The organism is Halomonas shantousis (assembly GCF_054654615.1).
Genome location: NZ_BAAIER010000002.1, coordinates 2,034,703 through 2,051,301, shown reverse-complemented (window position 1 = coordinate 2,051,301; position 16,599 = coordinate 2,034,703). Strand labels below are relative to the sequence as shown.

The following is a 16,599-nucleotide window of genomic DNA, read 5'->3' as shown; positions in this document are numbered from 1 at the left end:
GTTTATCCATTCCCCGCCTGGCGCTGGAGACTGGCAACATCCGACATCAGAGAAGTGACGCGACGCGTCAATTGGGCTCGACTGGTTTCCAAAGATTCCATCCTTGTCTTGAGGTCCCGCAGTTCCTGCGAAGAGGCACCCTGCGTGAGCGATTCCATTCTTGAGCGAAGCGATTCCAGGCTGGCGCTCATGGCAATCTGTGCCTGACGCAGCTCTCTCAATGAGCCTTCGAGCTGCTGCACGCTGCTGTCGAGCGAAGCAATATCTGTCGAATCCCCAGGCGAAGCTTCCAGCGTTTCGATGCGAGCCGCGAGACTCTCCTGGCGACTGGCCATCTCCTCGAGACGAGAAGCGCGCCCGGCCGCCTGCTCTTCCAGAGTATCGGCTCTGTCCATCAGCCTGTCGAACGCAGTTTGCAGCGTTTCGAGCTCACCGCGCAGGGAGGTCAACGATGCCTGACGATCGGCGAGGGTTTCAAGCTGCTCGGCCTGATCGGCCTGGTTGGCGGCAAGCCCCTCGAGCCGCTCGGCGAGGATGGTGCGCCTTTCCTCACCCAGCCTTTCCAGAGCCTGCAGCGAATCGCTCAACGATGCCAGCGTAGCCTGGCGCGTTTCATCCGCCTTTTCGAGGGCATCAATCGAAGCCCGCAAGGCTTCGGGCCTCAATCGTCTATCCTCGGCGACACGCTGGTCGAGGCTGCCGATGACCGCCTGGGATGCCTCGAGATCCTGACGCAAGCGGTCGAGTTCATCGCGCAGGCTGGCACCTGAAGCGTTGAGAATATCATCCGTGGCCGCCACCCGCTCCTGCAGTGACTCAACTTGGGCATTCATGCTTTCGAAGCGAGCTTGCCAGGCGTGGCGCTGCTGCCAGTAGTAATACCCGCCGGCAATCATTCCCACCATCAGCAACAGGGTCAGCCCCCATAGTGGCCATACACGTGGTTTGCGTGGTGCTCCGGCGTATTCCATCTTCATGTAGCGTGGCGGCTGCGTACCATCTTCTCTTTCCGGCACGATGGGACCGAGTCGCGTATTGTCGGGTCGAGGGGCCATAACGTTACCTTTCGTCTCGGACTCTTTCGGCTATGGGATGACAATTCCTAGCGCAGGCGTCGGAATTGGCGCTATCGGAGCGTGGTGCTATGATGGCGCCGCACCGTTTCGCTTCGCTATAAAGGTGCTTGGTATTGTAAGGTTTTTTGCCGCTCGGCGTGACCCTGACGAGCGATCGGCATTAGTTGGCAAATCGCTGAAGGCGGCGCTCCGTCTCGCATCCCCTCTAACGATTACAAGTTACCCTGACTACAAGGAGACTCCTCATGGCATTTGAATTGCCCGCACTGCCTTACGAGAAGAACGCACTGGAACCGCATATTTCCGCCGAGACGCTTGAATATCATTATGGCAAGCACCATCAGGCCTACGTGACCAAGCTCAACGAGTTGGTCGAAGGCACTGCCGACGCCGACAAATCACTGGAAGAGATCATCGACTCCTCTTCCGGCGTTCTGTTCAACCAGGCGGCGCAGGTGTGGAACCATACCTTCTACTGGCATTGCCTGTCGCCGAACGGTGGCGGTGAACCGAGCGGTGCCCTGGCACAAGCCATCGATACCAAATTCGGCTCCTTCGACAAGTTCAAGGAAGCGTTCAATGCCAAGGCCGTCGGCAACTTCGCATCCGGCTGGACATGGCTGGTCAAGACGGCCGATGGCGGCGTGGATATCATCAATACCGACGACGCCGACTCCCCGATTGCTCACGGCCAGACCCCATTGCTGACCATTGACGTCTGGGAGCATGCCTACTACGTCGATTACCGCAACGCGCGGCCCAAATATCTCGAGGCGGTCTGGAACGTCATCAACTGGGACTTCGTGGCCCAGAATTACGCCTGACCCGATAGCCCCCATCGTCCCGGCGCATTCAGACATACGCCCCGCATTGCGGGGCGTATGTCATCGAGCATGATCGCAGGAAGAACCAACAACTATGGATCGGCCCGTCGCCCTATTCCACGGTAGACCAGACCGCGCGAGGCCACATAGGTCGGATCGTAGATGTTGCGTCCGTCGAGAATCAGCGGAGTGCGCAGCAGTCCGGACAGCCGACGCCAATCCGGATTCCAGTAGCACTTCCACTCGGTGACCAGCATCAACGCATCCGCATCCTGACAGGCCGTATAGAAGTCGCCCTCGCAGGTTTCCAGCAACGGCTGCTGCGGGTACTGGGCTCGTAGAGCCGGCAGCGCTTCCGGATCGTGCACGCGAACCTTGACACCCTGCGCCCACAAAGCTTCGAGCAGGATGAGCAGCGGCGCGTGATCGATGCGTGTCGTGCCAGGCTTGAAAGCCGCGCCCCAGATGGCCACGGTGCGGCCTTCGAGCTGGCCGTGAAAGTGACTCCACAGCTTGCGGAACAAGGTTTCCTTCTTGTTCTCGTTGATGTCGAGCACATGCTCCAGCAGCAGGGACTCGCGCCCGGTGGAGTGCTGGACATCGGCCAGACGCATCAGATCGCGAGAGAAGTTGGGGCCACCGAACCCGCAGCCGGGATACAGGTATTCGAAACCGATGCGCGGATCGGCTCCCATTCCCTGACGGACGCATTCGACATCCACACCCAGCGAGTCAGCCAGACCGGCGAGCTCGTTCATGTAGCTGATGCGCGTCGCCAGCATGCCGTTGATGGCCAGCTTGGTCAGTTCGGCGGCACGCCTGGGCATGCGCTGGAAGATTTCGTTGCGTCGGTTGAAAGCGCGCAGCAATTCCCGCAGCTGCTGTGTCGCCCATTCATCCTCGCTACCCAGCAACCAGCGTGAAGGACGCGTGAAAGTCTGCCAGGCGCGCCCCTCCTCGAGCATGTCGGGCAATGCCACCGCAACCTGTCCGGCATGACCAAGCAGTGCTTCGAGACGTTCAGTCTGGCCGACGGGAAACGTGGAGTTGTTGATGACGACCAGTGGGGTCGACTGCTTGCCAGGCACACGGGCAACGTAGGTTTCGGCGGCATCCCGCTGATCCGGGGCCAATGCGAGCCAGTGGATTTCGGCATCGGCCTGGGTGGAGATGTCATCGACCAGATTCAGCATGCCCGAACTCAGGCTGTCGTCGATCTGTGCCTTGAGGCCCGGCTCCCGAATCAGCCACTCCGCATTCGACAGGCTTGACCATGGAAAATCGGGATGTGGCCACCAGGAGACTTGATGGCCGACCGACGACAGGGCGGCAGCGGCCGTCGCCGCTGCCAGTTCACTTCCATGCACCACGACTCGCATAGTCTCAACCCTCGCTGGCGTAGCGAGTCAGCAGTTCGCGGAAACCTTCCCCGAACTTGGGATGACGCTTGGCAAATGCCATGGTGGCTTCCAGATAGCCCAGCTGATGACCACAGTCGTAGGTTTCGCCCTGCATCCGGTAGGCAGCGACACCCTGTGTCTCACGCAGCTTGTCTATGGCATCGGTCAGCTGAATCTCGTTACCCGCCCCGGGAGGCGTCTCGGCCAGAATCGAAAAGATGTTGCCCGGCAGCAGATAGCGTCCGATAACGGCCAGAGTCGAAGGCGCTTCGCCTGCCTTGGGCTTTTCCACCATACCGGTGATCTTCTCGCTCTGCCCCGGTGCCGGCGTATCGCCCTGGAGAGCGACGATGCCGTATTTGTAGGTCACGTCTTCGGGAACGTTTTCCACCATGATCTGCGCATCGCCCGTCGCTTCGTAGGCCGCGATCATTCCGGCCAGATCGTTGCGCTCGAGGCCCTCACCATCGACCAGCACGTCCGGCAGCAGTACGGCGAAGGGCTCGTCGCCTACGACGGGCTGCGCGCAAAGAACGGCATGTCCCAGGCCCAGCGCCTCCGGCTGACGCACACTGATGATATTGACGTCGGGAGGAACGATGCTGCGCACCTCTTCGAGCATCTCCTGCTTGCCTTTGGCTTCCAGCATCGCCTCGAGTTCGAAGTGCTTGTCGAAATGATTTTCGATGGCGCTCTTGCTGGAATGGGTGACCAAGACGATTTCCTTGATCCCGGCCGCGACCGCTTCCTCGACGACATACTGAATGACCGGCTTGTCGACGATGGTGATCATCTCCTTGGGGATCGCCTTGGAGGCTGGCAGACAACGAGTGCCAAGACCAGCAACGGGAAGCACAGCCTTACGAATCATAACAACTCCTTCCTTGGTGTATATGAAAGCGACGCCTGCAGTATGGCATAGCTGCGCCCCGCTTGCGATGCCGCCCAGCATGGTCGTGATCATGCTGGGCGGCTCACGGACTCCCCCTTGCTGGCTGAGATAATTCCAGCGATCAGCGCGGCGCCGCATCTGCCCGATGCGGGTCCGACGCTTCATCGGCGTGGCCCCAAAAGCAGTGTAAAGAGTAGAATGAAGAGATCATACCCAAGGAGCCCGCCGATACATCCTCGGCTATCGCCCATGCACGTAACGATCGTCAGGCCAGCCACGTCTGAGGACGCACGCAAATCCAGCTGGGGAGGAGTACGGTGGAGGATCGATTCCAGAGAACTCAAGACCATGGCCATACGCTACCGACAAATGATGTCAGCCATGCACAATGCGAGGGAAGGCAAATGACAACACCGCTACGCCACAATGTCGATCAGGGCGAGATCGCCAAGTTCGAAGCCTTGGCCAGCCGCTGGTGGGACCGCAATAGCGAGTTCAAGCCACTGCATGATATCAACCCGCTACGCCTGGGATTCATCAACGCACGCGCCGGGCTGGCCGGCAAGAAAGTCATCGACGTCGGATGTGGCGGGGGCATTCTCAGCGAAGCCATGGCGTTTCACGGCGCCCGGGTGACGGGCATCGACATGGGGGAAGCACCGCTGGCGGTGGCTCGCCTGCATCAGATGGAAAGCGACGTCGACGTCGAATATCGCCAGGCCAGTGCCGAGGAGATGGCGGCTGCGCATCCCGGAGAGTATGACGTGGTGACCTGCCTCGAGATGCTCGAGCACGTGCCGGATCCCGCCGCCGTGATCCGGGCATGTGCGACGCTGGTCAAGCCGGGCGGGCACGTCTTCTTCTCCACGATCAATCGCAACCCCAAGGCTTACGCCTTCGCGATACTGGGGGCGGAATATGTCCTGCAGCTGCTGCCCAAGGGAACCCATGAATACCGTAAGCTCATCCGTCCTTCGGAACTAGCGGCATGGTGCCGTGAGAGCGACCTGCGTGTACGTGAGCAGACCGGCCTTACCTACAACCCCCTGACCCGCCGCTACCGCCTGAACAGGCGCGACGTTTCGGTCAATTACATGATGCACTGCACCCCCGAGTGGGTACCTCAAGAGCCGAGCGCGTGATGCAGACGGTACGCACCCTACCCGACGCCCTGCTCTTCGACCTGGATGGTACGCTGGTGGATACGGCACCGGATCTGGCCAAGGCAACCAATGTGCTGCGTGCCCATCACGGTCTCGATGACCTGCCCTACGAGACCATTCGTGCCGAGGTGTCGAATGGAGGGAGCGCCCTGGTTCGCCTGGCGCTGGGGCTGGAAGCATCGCATGTCGATCATGCCGAGGCCCGGCGATTTCTGCTCGAAGCCTATGGCCGGGATGTCGCTTCGCAGAGCCGGGTGTTCCCCGGACTGGAGCGTCTTTTGCGGCAGTGGGAAGCCGCTGCGCTTCCTTGGGGGATCGTCACCAACAAGCCGCGTGCCTACGCGGCCCCCCTGATCGAGGCACTGGAGTTGACGCCTGGCGTTCTGCTGTGTGCCGATGACTTGCCGGTCAAGAAACCCTCCCCCGAACCGTTATGGGAAGCTGCCAGAATCCTGGCAGTGGAATCCGAACGCTGCTGGTATGTCGGGGATCATCTACGCGACATGCAGGCGGCACGAGCTGCCGGCATGCAGGCCATCGCGGTGCGGTACGGCTATATCGGTGATGAAGAGACTCCCGACAACTGGCCGGTGGACTGCTGGTTCGAAACGCCCGCAGCACTGGCCGAGGCATTGCTGTCGCGTCTTGCATGACATGAAAACGCCTCCCGCAGGAGGCGTTGGTAACTCGGCAGATTCCGCTTCTCCCAGTGGCCGGAGGTCACGGACGGGGAGGCTGTGCGTCGAACGACTCTCCCGTATGGCCTTTACTATCGGGCCCCATCAGCCATAAATACGTCGGCATGATGTCATCCGGCAGGCGCAGCGTATTAACGTCTTCGGCCGGATACGCAGTCTTGCGCATCTGGGTGCGTGTGGCGCCAGGGTTGAGACAGTTGACGCGGATCGAGGTGAGATTTTCCAACTCGTCGGCAAGAACCTGAACGAATCCCTCGGTAGCGAACTTGGAGACGGCATACGCGCCCCAGTATGCGCGCCCCTTGCGACCGACCCCCGACGACGTGAAGATGACCGACGCATCATCGGAGGCCTTGAGCAGCGGCAGCAGGGCTTGGGTCATCCAGACAGGGCCATTCAGGTTGACCTGCATGACCTGCTCCCATAATTGGGGGTTGTACTGTTCGAAGGGGGCGATGCGCCCGAGTTGGCCGGCATTGTGCAGGATCCCATCCAGGCGGCCAAACTCCTTGTCCAGGGTCTGCGCCATGTCCTGATAATCCTTGAGCGTGGCCCCCTCGAAATTCAGCGGAAATATCGCGGGCTGAGGCGCCCCCAGCGCTTCGATTTCGTCATAGACGTGCTCCAGCTTGGCGGTCGTTCGTCCGAGCAGAATCACGGTAGCGCCATGACGCGCATAGGACAGCGCTGCAGCACGCCCGATGCCATCACCTGCGCCGGTGACCAGGACGATACGCCCCTCAAGCAGATCGTTGGGAGCTTGATAATCAATCCGGCAGTTCATTGCTACTCCTGTCGCACCGGGATCAGTTACCGGACTGGTTGATGAAATCCGAGGCCATCTGGGCGGCGTTGCTGTCGGAATACTCACTTCGAACCCGCTCGAGAAGCTCACGGCTCTTCTCGGGCTGCCCTTGTCGGGCACGAAGCAGACCGAGCTTGTAGAGCGCGTCGGGAACCTTGCTGCTCTGCGGGAAGTCCTCGATCACGGTCTGAAAAGCCTGCGCCGAGTCATCCAGACTGGATTGAGCGGAATACAGTTCACCCAGCCAGTAATGGGCATTGGCACGCAGGCTCGATTGTGGATGATCTTCGATGAAAGCTTCAAAATCGCGGATTGCCGCGTCGAAGTCACGCGCCTGGACTTTCTGGAAAGCGGCCTGATAGGCTTCGCGGCCTTCGTCGCCACTCGTGGCGCCGCTCGGACCGGCACTGTCGGCGCTGGGAGCCTGCTGCGAGGTGCTGTCCTGAGGACTGCCCGGGCTGCCAGTGCCAGTCATCTGGCTTAGCCGCTGCTCGAGGTCGAGATAACGCTCCTGAGACAGCTTGCGCTGTTGCTCGAGCTGGTGGCGCAGCTCTTCTATTTCACCGCGCAGCTGCTGTATCTGCTGCTGGTTCTCCTGGACATCATTGAAGAGGGTCAGGCTACCCCCTCCCTTCTCCCGCACGACCGCCTGGTTGTAGATGGACTGCGGTTGAGCCGTCAGGTCTTCAACGACGGGTTGGGCCCATACGGACAACGGGAGCACTAAGGCTCCCGCGCCGCACAGTCCTTTCAGACTGTGTTTCATGCTTGATTCCCTTTAAAGCCTATAGGATCAAAGCTTAGCTCAGTAGTTGAAAACTACGCGACGATTCTGGGCATAGGACTGCTCGCTGTGCCCCTGAACCGCCGGACGCTCTTCACCGTAGCTGACGATTTCGATCTGGGAAGGAGAAACGCCCTGAACGGTCAGATACTGTTGTACGGACTTGGCACGACGCTCGCCCAGTGCCAGGTTGTACTCGCGGGTTCCGCGCTCATCGGCATGACCTTCCAGCACGACACTCGTGTTGGGATGAGACTGCAGATACTGCGCATGCGCGTTCAGAACGGATTCGAACTCCGGACGAATGGTGTCGCGGTCAAAAGCGAAGTAGATCGTGCGCACATCAGGAATCTGATCACGCTGCCCCATCTGGGAACCGGAAGCGCCCTGGCCGGTGGTCATGCCAGAAGTGCCTGCGCCGGAAGTGCCGGCAGTGCCATCCATGCCCCCATCCTGGGTGCCACCGCTGCTGGAGCAACCAGCCATAACAGCGAGGGACAGAGCTACAGCCAGGCTCTTGGCATACGGTTTGAATTGCATTGTCATCTCCTTGCTCGAATGACACAACAACAGTTAGTGCTTAGTTTAAAAACGGTGACCAGGCGGGTTCCCTTACGTCACCTTGTGGCGAAGGCAGGCGGAAAGACGCCCGACCATCCGCCGACACTGCACCCAACACCCCTCGGGTTCCCTGCTGGGTGGCGAAGATTACCATGGTGCCATTCGGCGCAACACTAGGAGATTCATCCCACTGTGAATCGGTCAGAACCGTGACGCGTCCTGTATCCAGATCCTGCTTTGCCACGTGATAACCACTGTCATCACGATGTACCATAAATATCTCTTTGCCCTCCGTTCCGAAGCGGCCTCGGGAATTGTAATTTCCGGTAAAGGTTATTCTCTCTGCCTGCCCGTTGGCAATATCCAGCCGATATAATTGTGGCCCGCCGCTGCGATCGGATGTGAACACAAGACTACGGCCATCCGGCGCCCATTCCGGCTCGGTATCGATCGCTGGATTATTGGTCATGCGCTGAAAGCTTCGTGCACCGATATCCATGATATAGATTTCGGGTTGGCCATCTTTAGACAGTGTCATGGCAAGCTTTCTGCCGTCCGGAGACCAGGCAGGAGCGCCATTGATACCTTCGAAAGAAGTCGCCCTTACCCGCTGGCCGGTCGCCATATTCTGGATATAGATCGCAGGGCGCTCCGTCTCGAAGGAAACGTAAGCCAGCTTCTGGCCATCGGGAGACCAGGCAGGCGAAAGTATGGGCTCGTCGGACGACAGGATTTCCTGATTGTTGTAGCCGTCGGCATCGGCAACCTGCAGCGAGAAGCGAATATTGTCGCCCGTGCCGTTAGCCGTGACATAGACGATACGTGTCGAGAAGGCGCCACGGATGCCAGTGATGGCCTCGAAAATCTGATCACTGATGTAGTGCGCACTGGCCCGCAACTGCTCGCGGCTGGAAGTGACGACTTCACCGATCATTCGGCGTTCGCCATAAACGTCCAGCAATTCGAACTGGACGCGATAACCGCTACCTTCCGGCTGGACACTGCCGACAACCAGATAATCGGCATTGACCTGACGCCAGTCACGATAAAAAACATCCTCGCTGCGGCTGGGCAGAGCGATGAGCGACTCACGCTTTAAGGGATCGAACTGTCCGCTGCGTGCCAGATCGTCACTGACGATTCGCGAAATATCCTGCGGGAGCCCGCCCTGCCCGCTGAATTCGAACGGGACAACAGCGATCGGAATCGCCTGGTCATTACCCTTGGTGATCTCGATGGTCAGTTCGGCATGAGCCATGGCACTTGCCAGTAGCATAAGCAGCCCGACCCACAATACTTTGATTCGTTTCATCAGCGCATATCCTCTGGTTTGAAGTCCAGATTGAATTCACGGAACTGGCGTTGTGCTGCTGGATCAAGCTGGCGCAACTCTCTGAACGGTGCCGCTTTCTCGACAGCCACTACGACCGAGCGATCGAATGCTGCGTTACCGCTGCTCTGGATTATAGTGGCGTCTACCAGTTCGCCGGTGGGCAGTAGTCGGATGCGGACGATAGCACGCAGCCCTGCGGTTGAAGTTGCAGGCAGTACCCAATTCTGCTCGACGTAGCGCCGCACCAGATTCTTGAAGCCGTTCGCCGCTTCGCTGGCCTGACGCGCATTGGCGATCGATTCCTGCTCATTGGCGATCAGGTCATCCAATGAGGAAGCGCTGGCTGCAGCGGCGCGGCGTGCCGCCTCTTCGGCACGTTTTTTCTCCGCTTCGGCCTGGCGCTTCTTCTCGGCTGCCGCTTCGGCCTGGCGCTTCTTCTCGGCTGCCGCCTCGGCCTGACGCTTCTTCTCGGCTTCCGCTTCGGCCTGACGCTTCTTCTCGGCTGCCGCTTCGGCCTGACGCTTCTTCTCGGCTTCCGCTTCGGCCTGACGCTTCTTCTCGGCTGCCGCTTCGGCCTGACGCTTCTTCTCGGCTGCCGCTTCGGCCTGACGCTTCTTCTCGGCTTCCGCTTCGGCCTGACGCTTCTTCTCGGCTTCCGCTTCGGCCTGGCGTTTCTTCTCGGCTTCCGCTTCGGCCTGGCGTTTCTTCTCGGCTTCCGCCTCGGCCTGGCGTGCCTGTTCGATACGCTGGCGCTGCTGGGCAGCCTGTTCGGCCTCAGTCGCACGCTGGCGAGCCTCGGCTTCAGCCTGCTGGAGCGCTGCCTCGCGTGCCTGTAGTTCAGCTTGTTGCCGGGCTTCCTCCTGAGCCTGCGCCTGGGCTTCCGCTTCGGCCTGGCGCTCCTTTTCCTGCTGTGCTTGTGCTTGCCGGGCGGCAGATTGGGCGCGTGCCTCCTGAACCCGCTGTGCCTGATCCGTCGCGGTTTCGGTGCTGATCAGCGTGGCCTGGACAATGGAAGAGGAAGTGGGAGTGGGCTCGCTCTGGGGGAGCTTGAGCATCGTGAGCAACAACACACCCACGTGCACCCCGATCGCAAGCACGATCGGCCAGCCATAGCCTACACGGCGTTGATATCTCGCCATGTCGACTCCTTAGCTATCACTGGGCGGGGGTTCGGAAATCAACCCCACATTGGCGACACCCGCAACCTGGAGAGTGCTCATCAGTGTCACGATCTGCCCATAGGAGACGTTTCGGTCCCCCCTTACCATGACCGGTGTTTCGGGGCGGCGGCTGAGTACGGCCATGACCTGATCACCCAGCGTTTCCAGTGAAACAGAGGTTTCTTCCTCACCCAGAGAAATATAGTAGGCACCTTCACGATCCACGGACACGATCAGCGGCTCCTGGCTCTCCGTGTCGATGGGTTCCGAAGTGACCTGGGGAAGTTCCACCTGCACGCCCTGAGTGAGCATGGGCGCGGTAATCATGAAGATCACCAACAGCACCAGCATCACATCGATGAAAGGCACCACGTTGATTTCGCCCATAGGCTTGCGCCGATGGCTGCGGTTATAGGGACCTTGCATGTCTCGGATCCTTGCTCAGGCAGTACGCTCGTCGCGTCCCTGCAGATTGCGATGCAGGATGGAGTGGAACTCCTCGGCGAAATCTTCATATTTGCCGAGCAATTGCGAAGCCTGGGCCGACAGTCGGTTATAGAAAATGACGGCGGGAATGGCAGCAAAAAGCCCCATGGCAGTCGCGACCAGAGCTTCGGCAATCCAGGGGGCGACAGTGCTCAACGTGGCCTGCTGCGCCATGGAAAGGCTTTGAAACGATCCCATAATGCCCCATACGGTACCGAACAGGCCGATATAGGGGCTGGCCGATGCCACAGTGGCCAGAAAGATCAAGTGCAGATTGAGATGATCCTCTTCACGAGACAAGGCAATACGCTGGGCCCGCTGTACGCCATCGAGTACGGCATCGGGGCTTTTCGCCTTCGGAAGCAGGCGGTTGAATTCCCTGAAACCGGACCGAAAGACATGCTCGACACCTTGTGGCTGTTGTTCGGCCGGTATCTCTCGATACAGTTCGTTGAGATCGACACCGGACCAGAAACGCTCCTCGAAATCGGCATAGGCTTTCTTCGCTCGCTTGAGCGCAAAACTTCGCTGGAAAATCACCACCCAGGCAGCAATCGATCCGGCAAGCAGCAACAGCATCACCATCTGGACCACGAAGCTGGCATTCATGATCAGGTGGGGAATGGACATGGTGTCGTTCACGGAAATCCTCGTTACGCTGATGAAATCAACCGTTCAGCACCGGACGCAATGCGTCCGGCCATCTTCTGGGGCGGAGCGTCGCGGCATCGAGACAGGCGACATCGACCTCGGCTTCGCACAGCACGTCCCCATGGCCTGACACCTCCTGCCTGAACGTCATGCGACAGGCGGAGGTCGCGACGACTTCGGCACTGACGAGCAGACGGTCGTCGAGGCGGGCAGGCTTGGCATAGCGACATTCGAGGCGATGAACGACCAACTGGACACCGGTCTCCATCAATTGCTGCTGGGTCAGGTCAAACTGCCTTAGCCACTCACTGCGTGCCCGCTCCATGAATTTGAGGTAATTGACGTAATACACGATGCCACCGGCATCGGTGTCTTCGATATAGACGGTGACCGGATGCTGAAAAGTGCTCATTGCGTGTCGCCCCCGGAGGGCAACTCGACCGCCGAGTCCGCGGGCGTCAGTCCGAAGTGCAGATAAGCCAGACGTGTCACCATCCGTCCTCTGGCGGTACGCAGCATGAAGCCCTGCTGGATCAGGTACGGCTCCAGGACATCTTCGATGGTGTCGCGTTCTTCGCTGATCGCGGCGGCCAGGCTGTCGACGCCTACCGGGCCTCCATCGAATTTCTCGATCATGGTCAGCAAGAGGCGGCGGTCCATATGATCGAGTCCATGGCGGTCGACATTGAGCATGTTTAGCGCCTGATCGGCAATGGTCGCGCTGAGTCGGCCATCGCCACGGACTTCGGTGAAATCCCGCACCCGGCGCAGCAGGCGATTGGCGATACGAGGCGTGCCCCGTGCTCGGCGAGCCACTTCCAACGCTCCCGCCGGATCGGCATCGATACCCAGCAGGCGGGCCGAGCGCGCCACGATTTCGGTCAATTCGTCGATGGCGTAGAACTCCAGCCGCTGTACGATACCGAAGCGGTCCCGTAACGGTGAAGTCAACAGGCCGGCGCGGGTGGTGGCGCCGACCAGAGTGAACCTGGGCAGATCCAGCTTGATAGAGCGTGCCGCCGGCCCGTCCCCGATCATGATGTCGAGCTGGTAATCCTCCATGGCCGGATAGAGCACCTCCTCGACGGAAGCCGGAAGACGATGAATCTCGTCGATGAACAGCACATCGCCTGCCTGAAGATTGGTGAGCATCGCGGCCAGGTCGCCGGCCCGCTCCAGCACCGGCCCGGAAGTGGACTTGATATCCACGCCCATTTCCTCGGCAATGATGTTCGCCAAGGTGGTCTTGCCCAGTCCGGGCGGCCCGAAGACCAGCGTATGGTCCAGGCTGTCTCCCCGATTGCGGGCCGCAGTGATGAAGATGTCGAGCTGCTCGCGCACTCGCGGCTGACCGATATATTCGGCCAGCCGACGGGGCCGGATGGCATGGTCGACACGCCCTTCCCCCTCCTGCGGCGCAGCCGCGATCAGTCGATCGGATTCGATCATCGGGACGTCCTCAACCGGCAAGCTTGCGTGTCAGAGCGGCCTTGATCAGCCCCTCCGTCGACAGGTTGTCATCCAGGCCGGACAACATGCGAGACGCTTCCGTCGGCTTGTACCCCAGCGCGACCAGTGCCGCTTCGGCATCGGCTTGTGCGTCCGGCGCCATGGCTTGTGCAGTGGCGGCACGCCCCATGGCCTCGAGGCCATCGCCGTGCTCCAGGCTCCAGTGCGGAAAGCGGTCACGCATCTCGACGATAAGACGCTCGGCGGTTTTCTTGCCGACACCCGGCAGGCGTGTCAATGCCTTGACATCATCCTCCATCACGCAGCGTATGAAAGCGTTCTGTTCCATTCCGGACAGAATGGCCAACGCGAGCTTGGGCCCAACGCCGTTGACCTTGATCAGGGCGCGAAACAGCTGCCGCTCCTGGGGGCCGGAAAATCCGTAAAGCAGATGTGCATCCTCGCGCACGCTCAGGTGCGTGTGCAGATGCACCTCTTCGCCGATGCCCGGCAACGCCAACAGGGTGTTCATGGGGGCTTCAAGCTCGTAGCCGACCCCTCCGACATCAACCACGATCCAGGGCGGCTGTTTTTCCAGCAAGATGCCGCGCAGGCGTCCTATCATGCAGTTCGTATCCTTCCGATAACTGGGAAGCCACTATACTGATCAGTCGTTCGACTGACTAGCATCCTGGCGTTGACGGCTTCAGCCCGGACGATAATCCCGCCAACGCTGTCCCCGCCCGCTCCGACGGCTGCTGCGGCTGGCATGCGCTATCAGCCCCTGACGGGCATAGGCGTGGGTCAGCGCGATGGCCAGCGCATCGGCAGCATCGACCTGGGGGGCGGCGCTCAAGCCCAGGATTGCCGTGACCATGTGCTGTATCTGAGCCTTTTCCGCCGCGCCGGTTCCCGTTATCGCCTGCTTGATCTGACGCGGCGCATACTCGAACACTTCGAGGCCATGGTTGGCGGCGCAGACGATCGCCGTGCCTCGGGCCTGCCCCAGCTTTAATGCCGAATCGGCATTCTTGGCCATGAACACCTGCTCGATGGCGAATTCGCCAGGCCGGTATTGGGCGACCAGTTCCGCGACACCGGCATAGACCTGAGCCAGCTTCTGCGCCAGGCAATCGGCCTGGATGCGGATGCAGCCACTAGCGACATAGCGGGGTTTGGACAGAGCGATATCGATGACGCCGTACCCGGTGATACGCGAACCGGGGTCGATACCCAGCAGAATCATGACATCTCGATAGTGGACAGGGGGAATGGAAAGGTAGGCAGATCGCGAAGACGCAAGCGGCCTGCCCCGAAAGGCTCAATCGAGCGGCGCCACGACATCATCATCAAAAGCGACATTCGAGTGGACGTCCTGAACATTGTCGGGCTCTGCAGTCGACAGCACATTCATAGAGGTTTCCTCTCGCAGATTGCCGACACCGTTTCCAGTGCCGGCAAGTTCCGTCAGTGCAAGACTTCCGCCGAGACGAGACCTACTGCTCCGTGCCGGACTCCGTCTGAGCCTTCTGACGCAGGCGAATATTGAGATCCTTGAGCTGGTCGGCGCTGACCTCCCCCGGTGCATCGGTCATGGGGTCCGCGGCGCTCTGCGTCTTCGGGAAAGCAATCACTTCGCGAATGGTGCGGGCTCCTGTCATCAGCATCACCAGGCGATCGAGACCGAAAGCCAGTCCGCCATGGGGCGGTGCGCCGAATTTCAAGGCGTCGAGCAGGAAGCCGAATTTCTCCTCGGCCTCTTCCTGACCGATGCCCAATACCTCGAATACCGCACGCTGCATGGCCTGATCGTGGATACGAATCGAGCCGCCGCCCAGTTCGGTGCCGTTGAGCACCATGTCGTAGGCACGCGACAAGGCCTTGGCCGGAGCGGCCTTGAGCTCCTCGGGCGTGCAGGACGGCGCGGTGAAGGGATGGTGCAGCGCGGACAGGCGGCCAGCATCATCGGCTTCGAACATCGGAAAGTCGACGACCCACAGCGGTGCCCACTGGCTCGTGTAGAGATCGAGATCTTCACCCAGCTTGACGCGCAACGCCCCTAGCGCTTCATTGACGACACGGGCCTTGTCGGCGCCGAAGAAGATGATATCGCCATCTTCCGCACCCACTCGATCGAGCAGTGCTTCGACGACATTCTCCATGAATTTGACGATGGGCGATTGCAGCCCTTCGAGCCCCTTGGCGCGCTCGTTGACCTTGATCCAGGCCAGCCCCTTGGCGCCGTAGATACCGACGAATTTGGTGTACTCGTCGATCTCCTTGCGTGACAGCTTGGCGCCATTCTTGACCTTCAGCGCGGCGACACGTCCATCCTCAGCCTTGGCAGGTCCGGAGAAGACCTTGAAATCGACCTGCTGCATCAGATCGTCGACATCGGTCAGCTCCAGCGGAATGCGCAAATCCGGCTTATCGGAGCCGTAGCGTTGCATCGCCTCGCTGTATGACATGCGGGGAAAGTCCGGCAGCGAGACGTCGAGCACGTCCTGGAACAGCTGACGAATCATCGCCTCGGTGATGCCCATGATGTCATCTTCATCGACGAACGAGGCTTCGAGATCGATCTGAGTGAATTCCGGCTGCCTGTCGGCGCGCAGGTCCTCGTCGCGGAAGCATTTGGCGATCTGATAATAGCGATCGAACCCGGCCACCATCAGCAGCTGCTTGAACAGCTGCGGCGACTGCGGCAAGGCAAAGAAGCTGCCGGGATGGGTGCGGCTGGGTACCAGATAGTCACGCGCGCCTTCAGGGGTGGCCCGAGTCAGGATCGGAGTTTCGATATCGAGAAAGCCCTGGCCTTCGAGATAGGCCCGTACGCTGTGCGAGATACGCGAACGCAGGCGCAGCTTCTCGATCATTTCCGGACGGCGCAGATCGATATAGCGATGCTTGAGGCGTACTTCCTCTCCGACTTTGCCATGCTCATCGAGCTGGAATGGTGGTGTGGCGGAGGTATTGAGCACTTCGACCTGCTTGGCCAGCACCTCGATCAGTCCCGTCGGCATGTTGGGATTCTGGGTGCCTTCCGGACGCATGCGGATGCGCCCGGTAATGCGCAGTACATATTCGCTGCGAGCGCGGTCAGCATTGGCGAACGCCTCCGGCGTATCGGGGTCGACCACGACCTGAGCGACGCCGTCCCGGTCGCGCATGTCGAGGAAGATGACCCCGCCGTGATCACGCCGACGGTGAACCCATCCGCAAAGCGTGACCTCCTGATCCACCAGGGTCTCGTTCAACTGGCCGCAATAATGGCTGCGCATGACAAATCCTGTTTCTGTTGCTGCTGTAAGTAGTGG

General features: G+C 60.2%; 18 protein-coding genes. 3 read left to right on the top strand and 15 right to left on the bottom strand.

The annotated features are described in order from the left end of the window. Positions 1 to 2 precede the first annotated feature (2 nt). Positions 3 to 1,055 carry a hypothetical protein gene (locus tag ACYQ12_RS09840; protein WP_459870854.1) on the bottom strand — a complete coding sequence of 351 codons (1,053 nt, stop codon included), beginning with the start codon at positions 1,053 to 1,055 and terminating at the stop codon, positions 3 to 5. A 266-nt stretch (positions 1,056 to 1,321) separates the two neighbouring features. On the opposite strand from ACYQ12_RS09840, the gene ACYQ12_RS09835 reads away from it, so the two are divergent. Next, positions 1,322 to 1,900 carry a superoxide dismutase gene (locus ACYQ12_RS09835; RefSeq protein WP_459870851.1) on the top strand — a complete coding sequence of 193 codons (579 nt, stop codon included), beginning with the start codon at positions 1,322 to 1,324 and terminating at the stop codon, positions 1,898 to 1,900. A 92-nt stretch (positions 1,901 to 1,992) separates the two neighbouring features. Here ACYQ12_RS09835 and ACYQ12_RS09830 read toward each other — a convergent pair whose 3' ends face one another. Together ACYQ12_RS09830 and galU are read right to left on the bottom strand one after the other, a co-directional pair. Further along, positions 1,993 to 3,279, bottom strand: coding sequence for a nucleotide sugar dehydrogenase (locus tag ACYQ12_RS09830; RefSeq protein WP_459870848.1), 1,287 nt, complete (start codon positions 3,277 to 3,279; stop codon positions 1,993 to 1,995). A 4-nt stretch (positions 3,280 to 3,283) separates the two neighbouring features. Beyond that, the gene (galU, locus tag ACYQ12_RS09825) at positions 3,284 to 4,171 is read right to left on the bottom strand and encodes a UTP--glucose-1-phosphate uridylyltransferase GalU (protein WP_459870845.1); all 888 of its coding nucleotides are present in this window, start codon (positions 4,169 to 4,171) and stop codon (positions 3,284 to 3,286) included. A 425-nt stretch (positions 4,172 to 4,596) separates the two neighbouring features. On the opposite strand from galU, the gene ubiG reads away from it, so the two are divergent. Then, entirely contained in the window at positions 4,597 to 5,334 is a 738-nt protein-coding gene (gene ubiG, locus ACYQ12_RS09820; protein ID WP_459870843.1) for a bifunctional 2-polyprenyl-6-hydroxyphenol methylase/3-demethylubiquinol 3-O-methyltransferase UbiG, read from the top strand. Then, complete coding sequence (locus tag ACYQ12_RS09815) at positions 5,334 to 6,008, top strand: HAD-IA family hydrolase (RefSeq protein ID WP_459874498.1); 675 nt, start codon at positions 5,334 to 5,336, stop codon at positions 6,006 to 6,008. Before ubiG ends, ACYQ12_RS09815 begins: the two co-directional genes overlap by 1 nt. 67 nt (positions 6,009 to 6,075) lie before the next feature. Here the strand turns inward: ACYQ12_RS09815 and ACYQ12_RS09810 are convergent, their stop codons facing one another. The 12 genes from ACYQ12_RS09810 to aspS form a co-directional block, all read right to left on the bottom strand. Continuing rightward, positions 6,076 to 6,837, bottom strand: coding sequence for a YciK family oxidoreductase (locus tag ACYQ12_RS09810; RefSeq protein ID WP_459870840.1), 762 nt, complete (start codon positions 6,835 to 6,837; stop codon positions 6,076 to 6,078). 22 nt (positions 6,838 to 6,859) lie between these two features. Beyond that, positions 6,860 to 7,624: a tol-pal system protein YbgF gene (gene ybgF, locus ACYQ12_RS09805; RefSeq protein ID WP_459870837.1), complete on the bottom strand. Its 765-nt coding sequence runs from the start codon at positions 7,622 to 7,624 to the stop codon at positions 6,860 to 6,862. Positions 7,625 to 7,663: 39 nt separating this feature from the next. Then, entirely contained in the window at positions 7,664 to 8,182 is a 519-nt protein-coding gene (gene pal, locus ACYQ12_RS09800; protein WP_459870835.1) for a peptidoglycan-associated lipoprotein Pal, read from the bottom strand. 40 nt (positions 8,183 to 8,222) lie between these two features. Continuing rightward, complete coding sequence (gene tolB / locus ACYQ12_RS09795; RefSeq protein ID WP_459870832.1) at positions 8,223 to 9,515, bottom strand: Tol-Pal system beta propeller repeat protein TolB; 1,293 nt, start codon at positions 9,513 to 9,515, stop codon at positions 8,223 to 8,225. Next, positions 9,515 to 10,675, bottom strand: a complete 1,161-nt coding sequence (tolA, locus tag ACYQ12_RS09790; protein ID WP_459870830.1) for a cell envelope integrity protein TolA — start codon at positions 10,673 to 10,675, stop codon at positions 9,515 to 9,517. Before tolA ends, tolB begins: the two co-directional genes overlap by 1 nt. Positions 10,676 to 10,684: 9 nt before the next feature. Next, positions 10,685 to 11,122 carry a protein TolR gene (gene tolR, locus ACYQ12_RS09785; protein WP_459870827.1) on the bottom strand — a complete coding sequence of 146 codons (438 nt, stop codon included), beginning with the start codon at positions 11,120 to 11,122 and terminating at the stop codon, positions 10,685 to 10,687. A 15-nt stretch (positions 11,123 to 11,137) separates the two neighbouring features. Further along, a complete protein-coding gene (tolQ, locus tag ACYQ12_RS09780; RefSeq protein ID WP_459870824.1) occupies positions 11,138 to 11,824 on the bottom strand; it encodes a protein TolQ in 687 nt (228 codons plus the stop codon). Positions 11,825 to 11,849: 25 nt separating this feature from the next. Then, a complete protein-coding gene (gene ybgC / locus ACYQ12_RS09775) occupies positions 11,850 to 12,245 on the bottom strand; it encodes a tol-pal system-associated acyl-CoA thioesterase (RefSeq protein WP_459870821.1) in 396 nt (131 codons plus the stop codon). Continuing rightward, entirely contained in the window at positions 12,242 to 13,282 is a 1,041-nt protein-coding gene (gene ruvB, locus ACYQ12_RS09770; RefSeq protein ID WP_459870818.1) for a Holliday junction branch migration DNA helicase RuvB, read from the bottom strand. The genes ybgC and ruvB overlap by 4 nt, the downstream gene beginning before the upstream one ends. A gap of 10 nt (positions 13,283 to 13,292) precedes the next feature. Continuing rightward, positions 13,293 to 13,907, bottom strand: coding sequence for a Holliday junction branch migration protein RuvA (gene ruvA, locus ACYQ12_RS09765; RefSeq protein WP_459870815.1), 615 nt, complete (start codon positions 13,905 to 13,907; stop codon positions 13,293 to 13,295). A gap of 81 nt (positions 13,908 to 13,988) precedes the next feature. Beyond that, positions 13,989 to 14,528 (bottom strand): crossover junction endodeoxyribonuclease RuvC, encoded by a 540-nt coding sequence (gene ruvC, locus ACYQ12_RS09760; protein ID WP_459870813.1) that lies wholly within the window; start codon positions 14,526 to 14,528, stop codon positions 13,989 to 13,991. 250 nt (positions 14,529 to 14,778) lie between these two features. Continuing rightward, a complete protein-coding gene (gene aspS, locus ACYQ12_RS09755; RefSeq protein ID WP_459870810.1) occupies positions 14,779 to 16,563 on the bottom strand; it encodes an aspartate--tRNA ligase in 1,785 nt (594 codons plus the stop codon). Positions 16,564 to 16,599 lie beyond the last annotated feature (36 nt).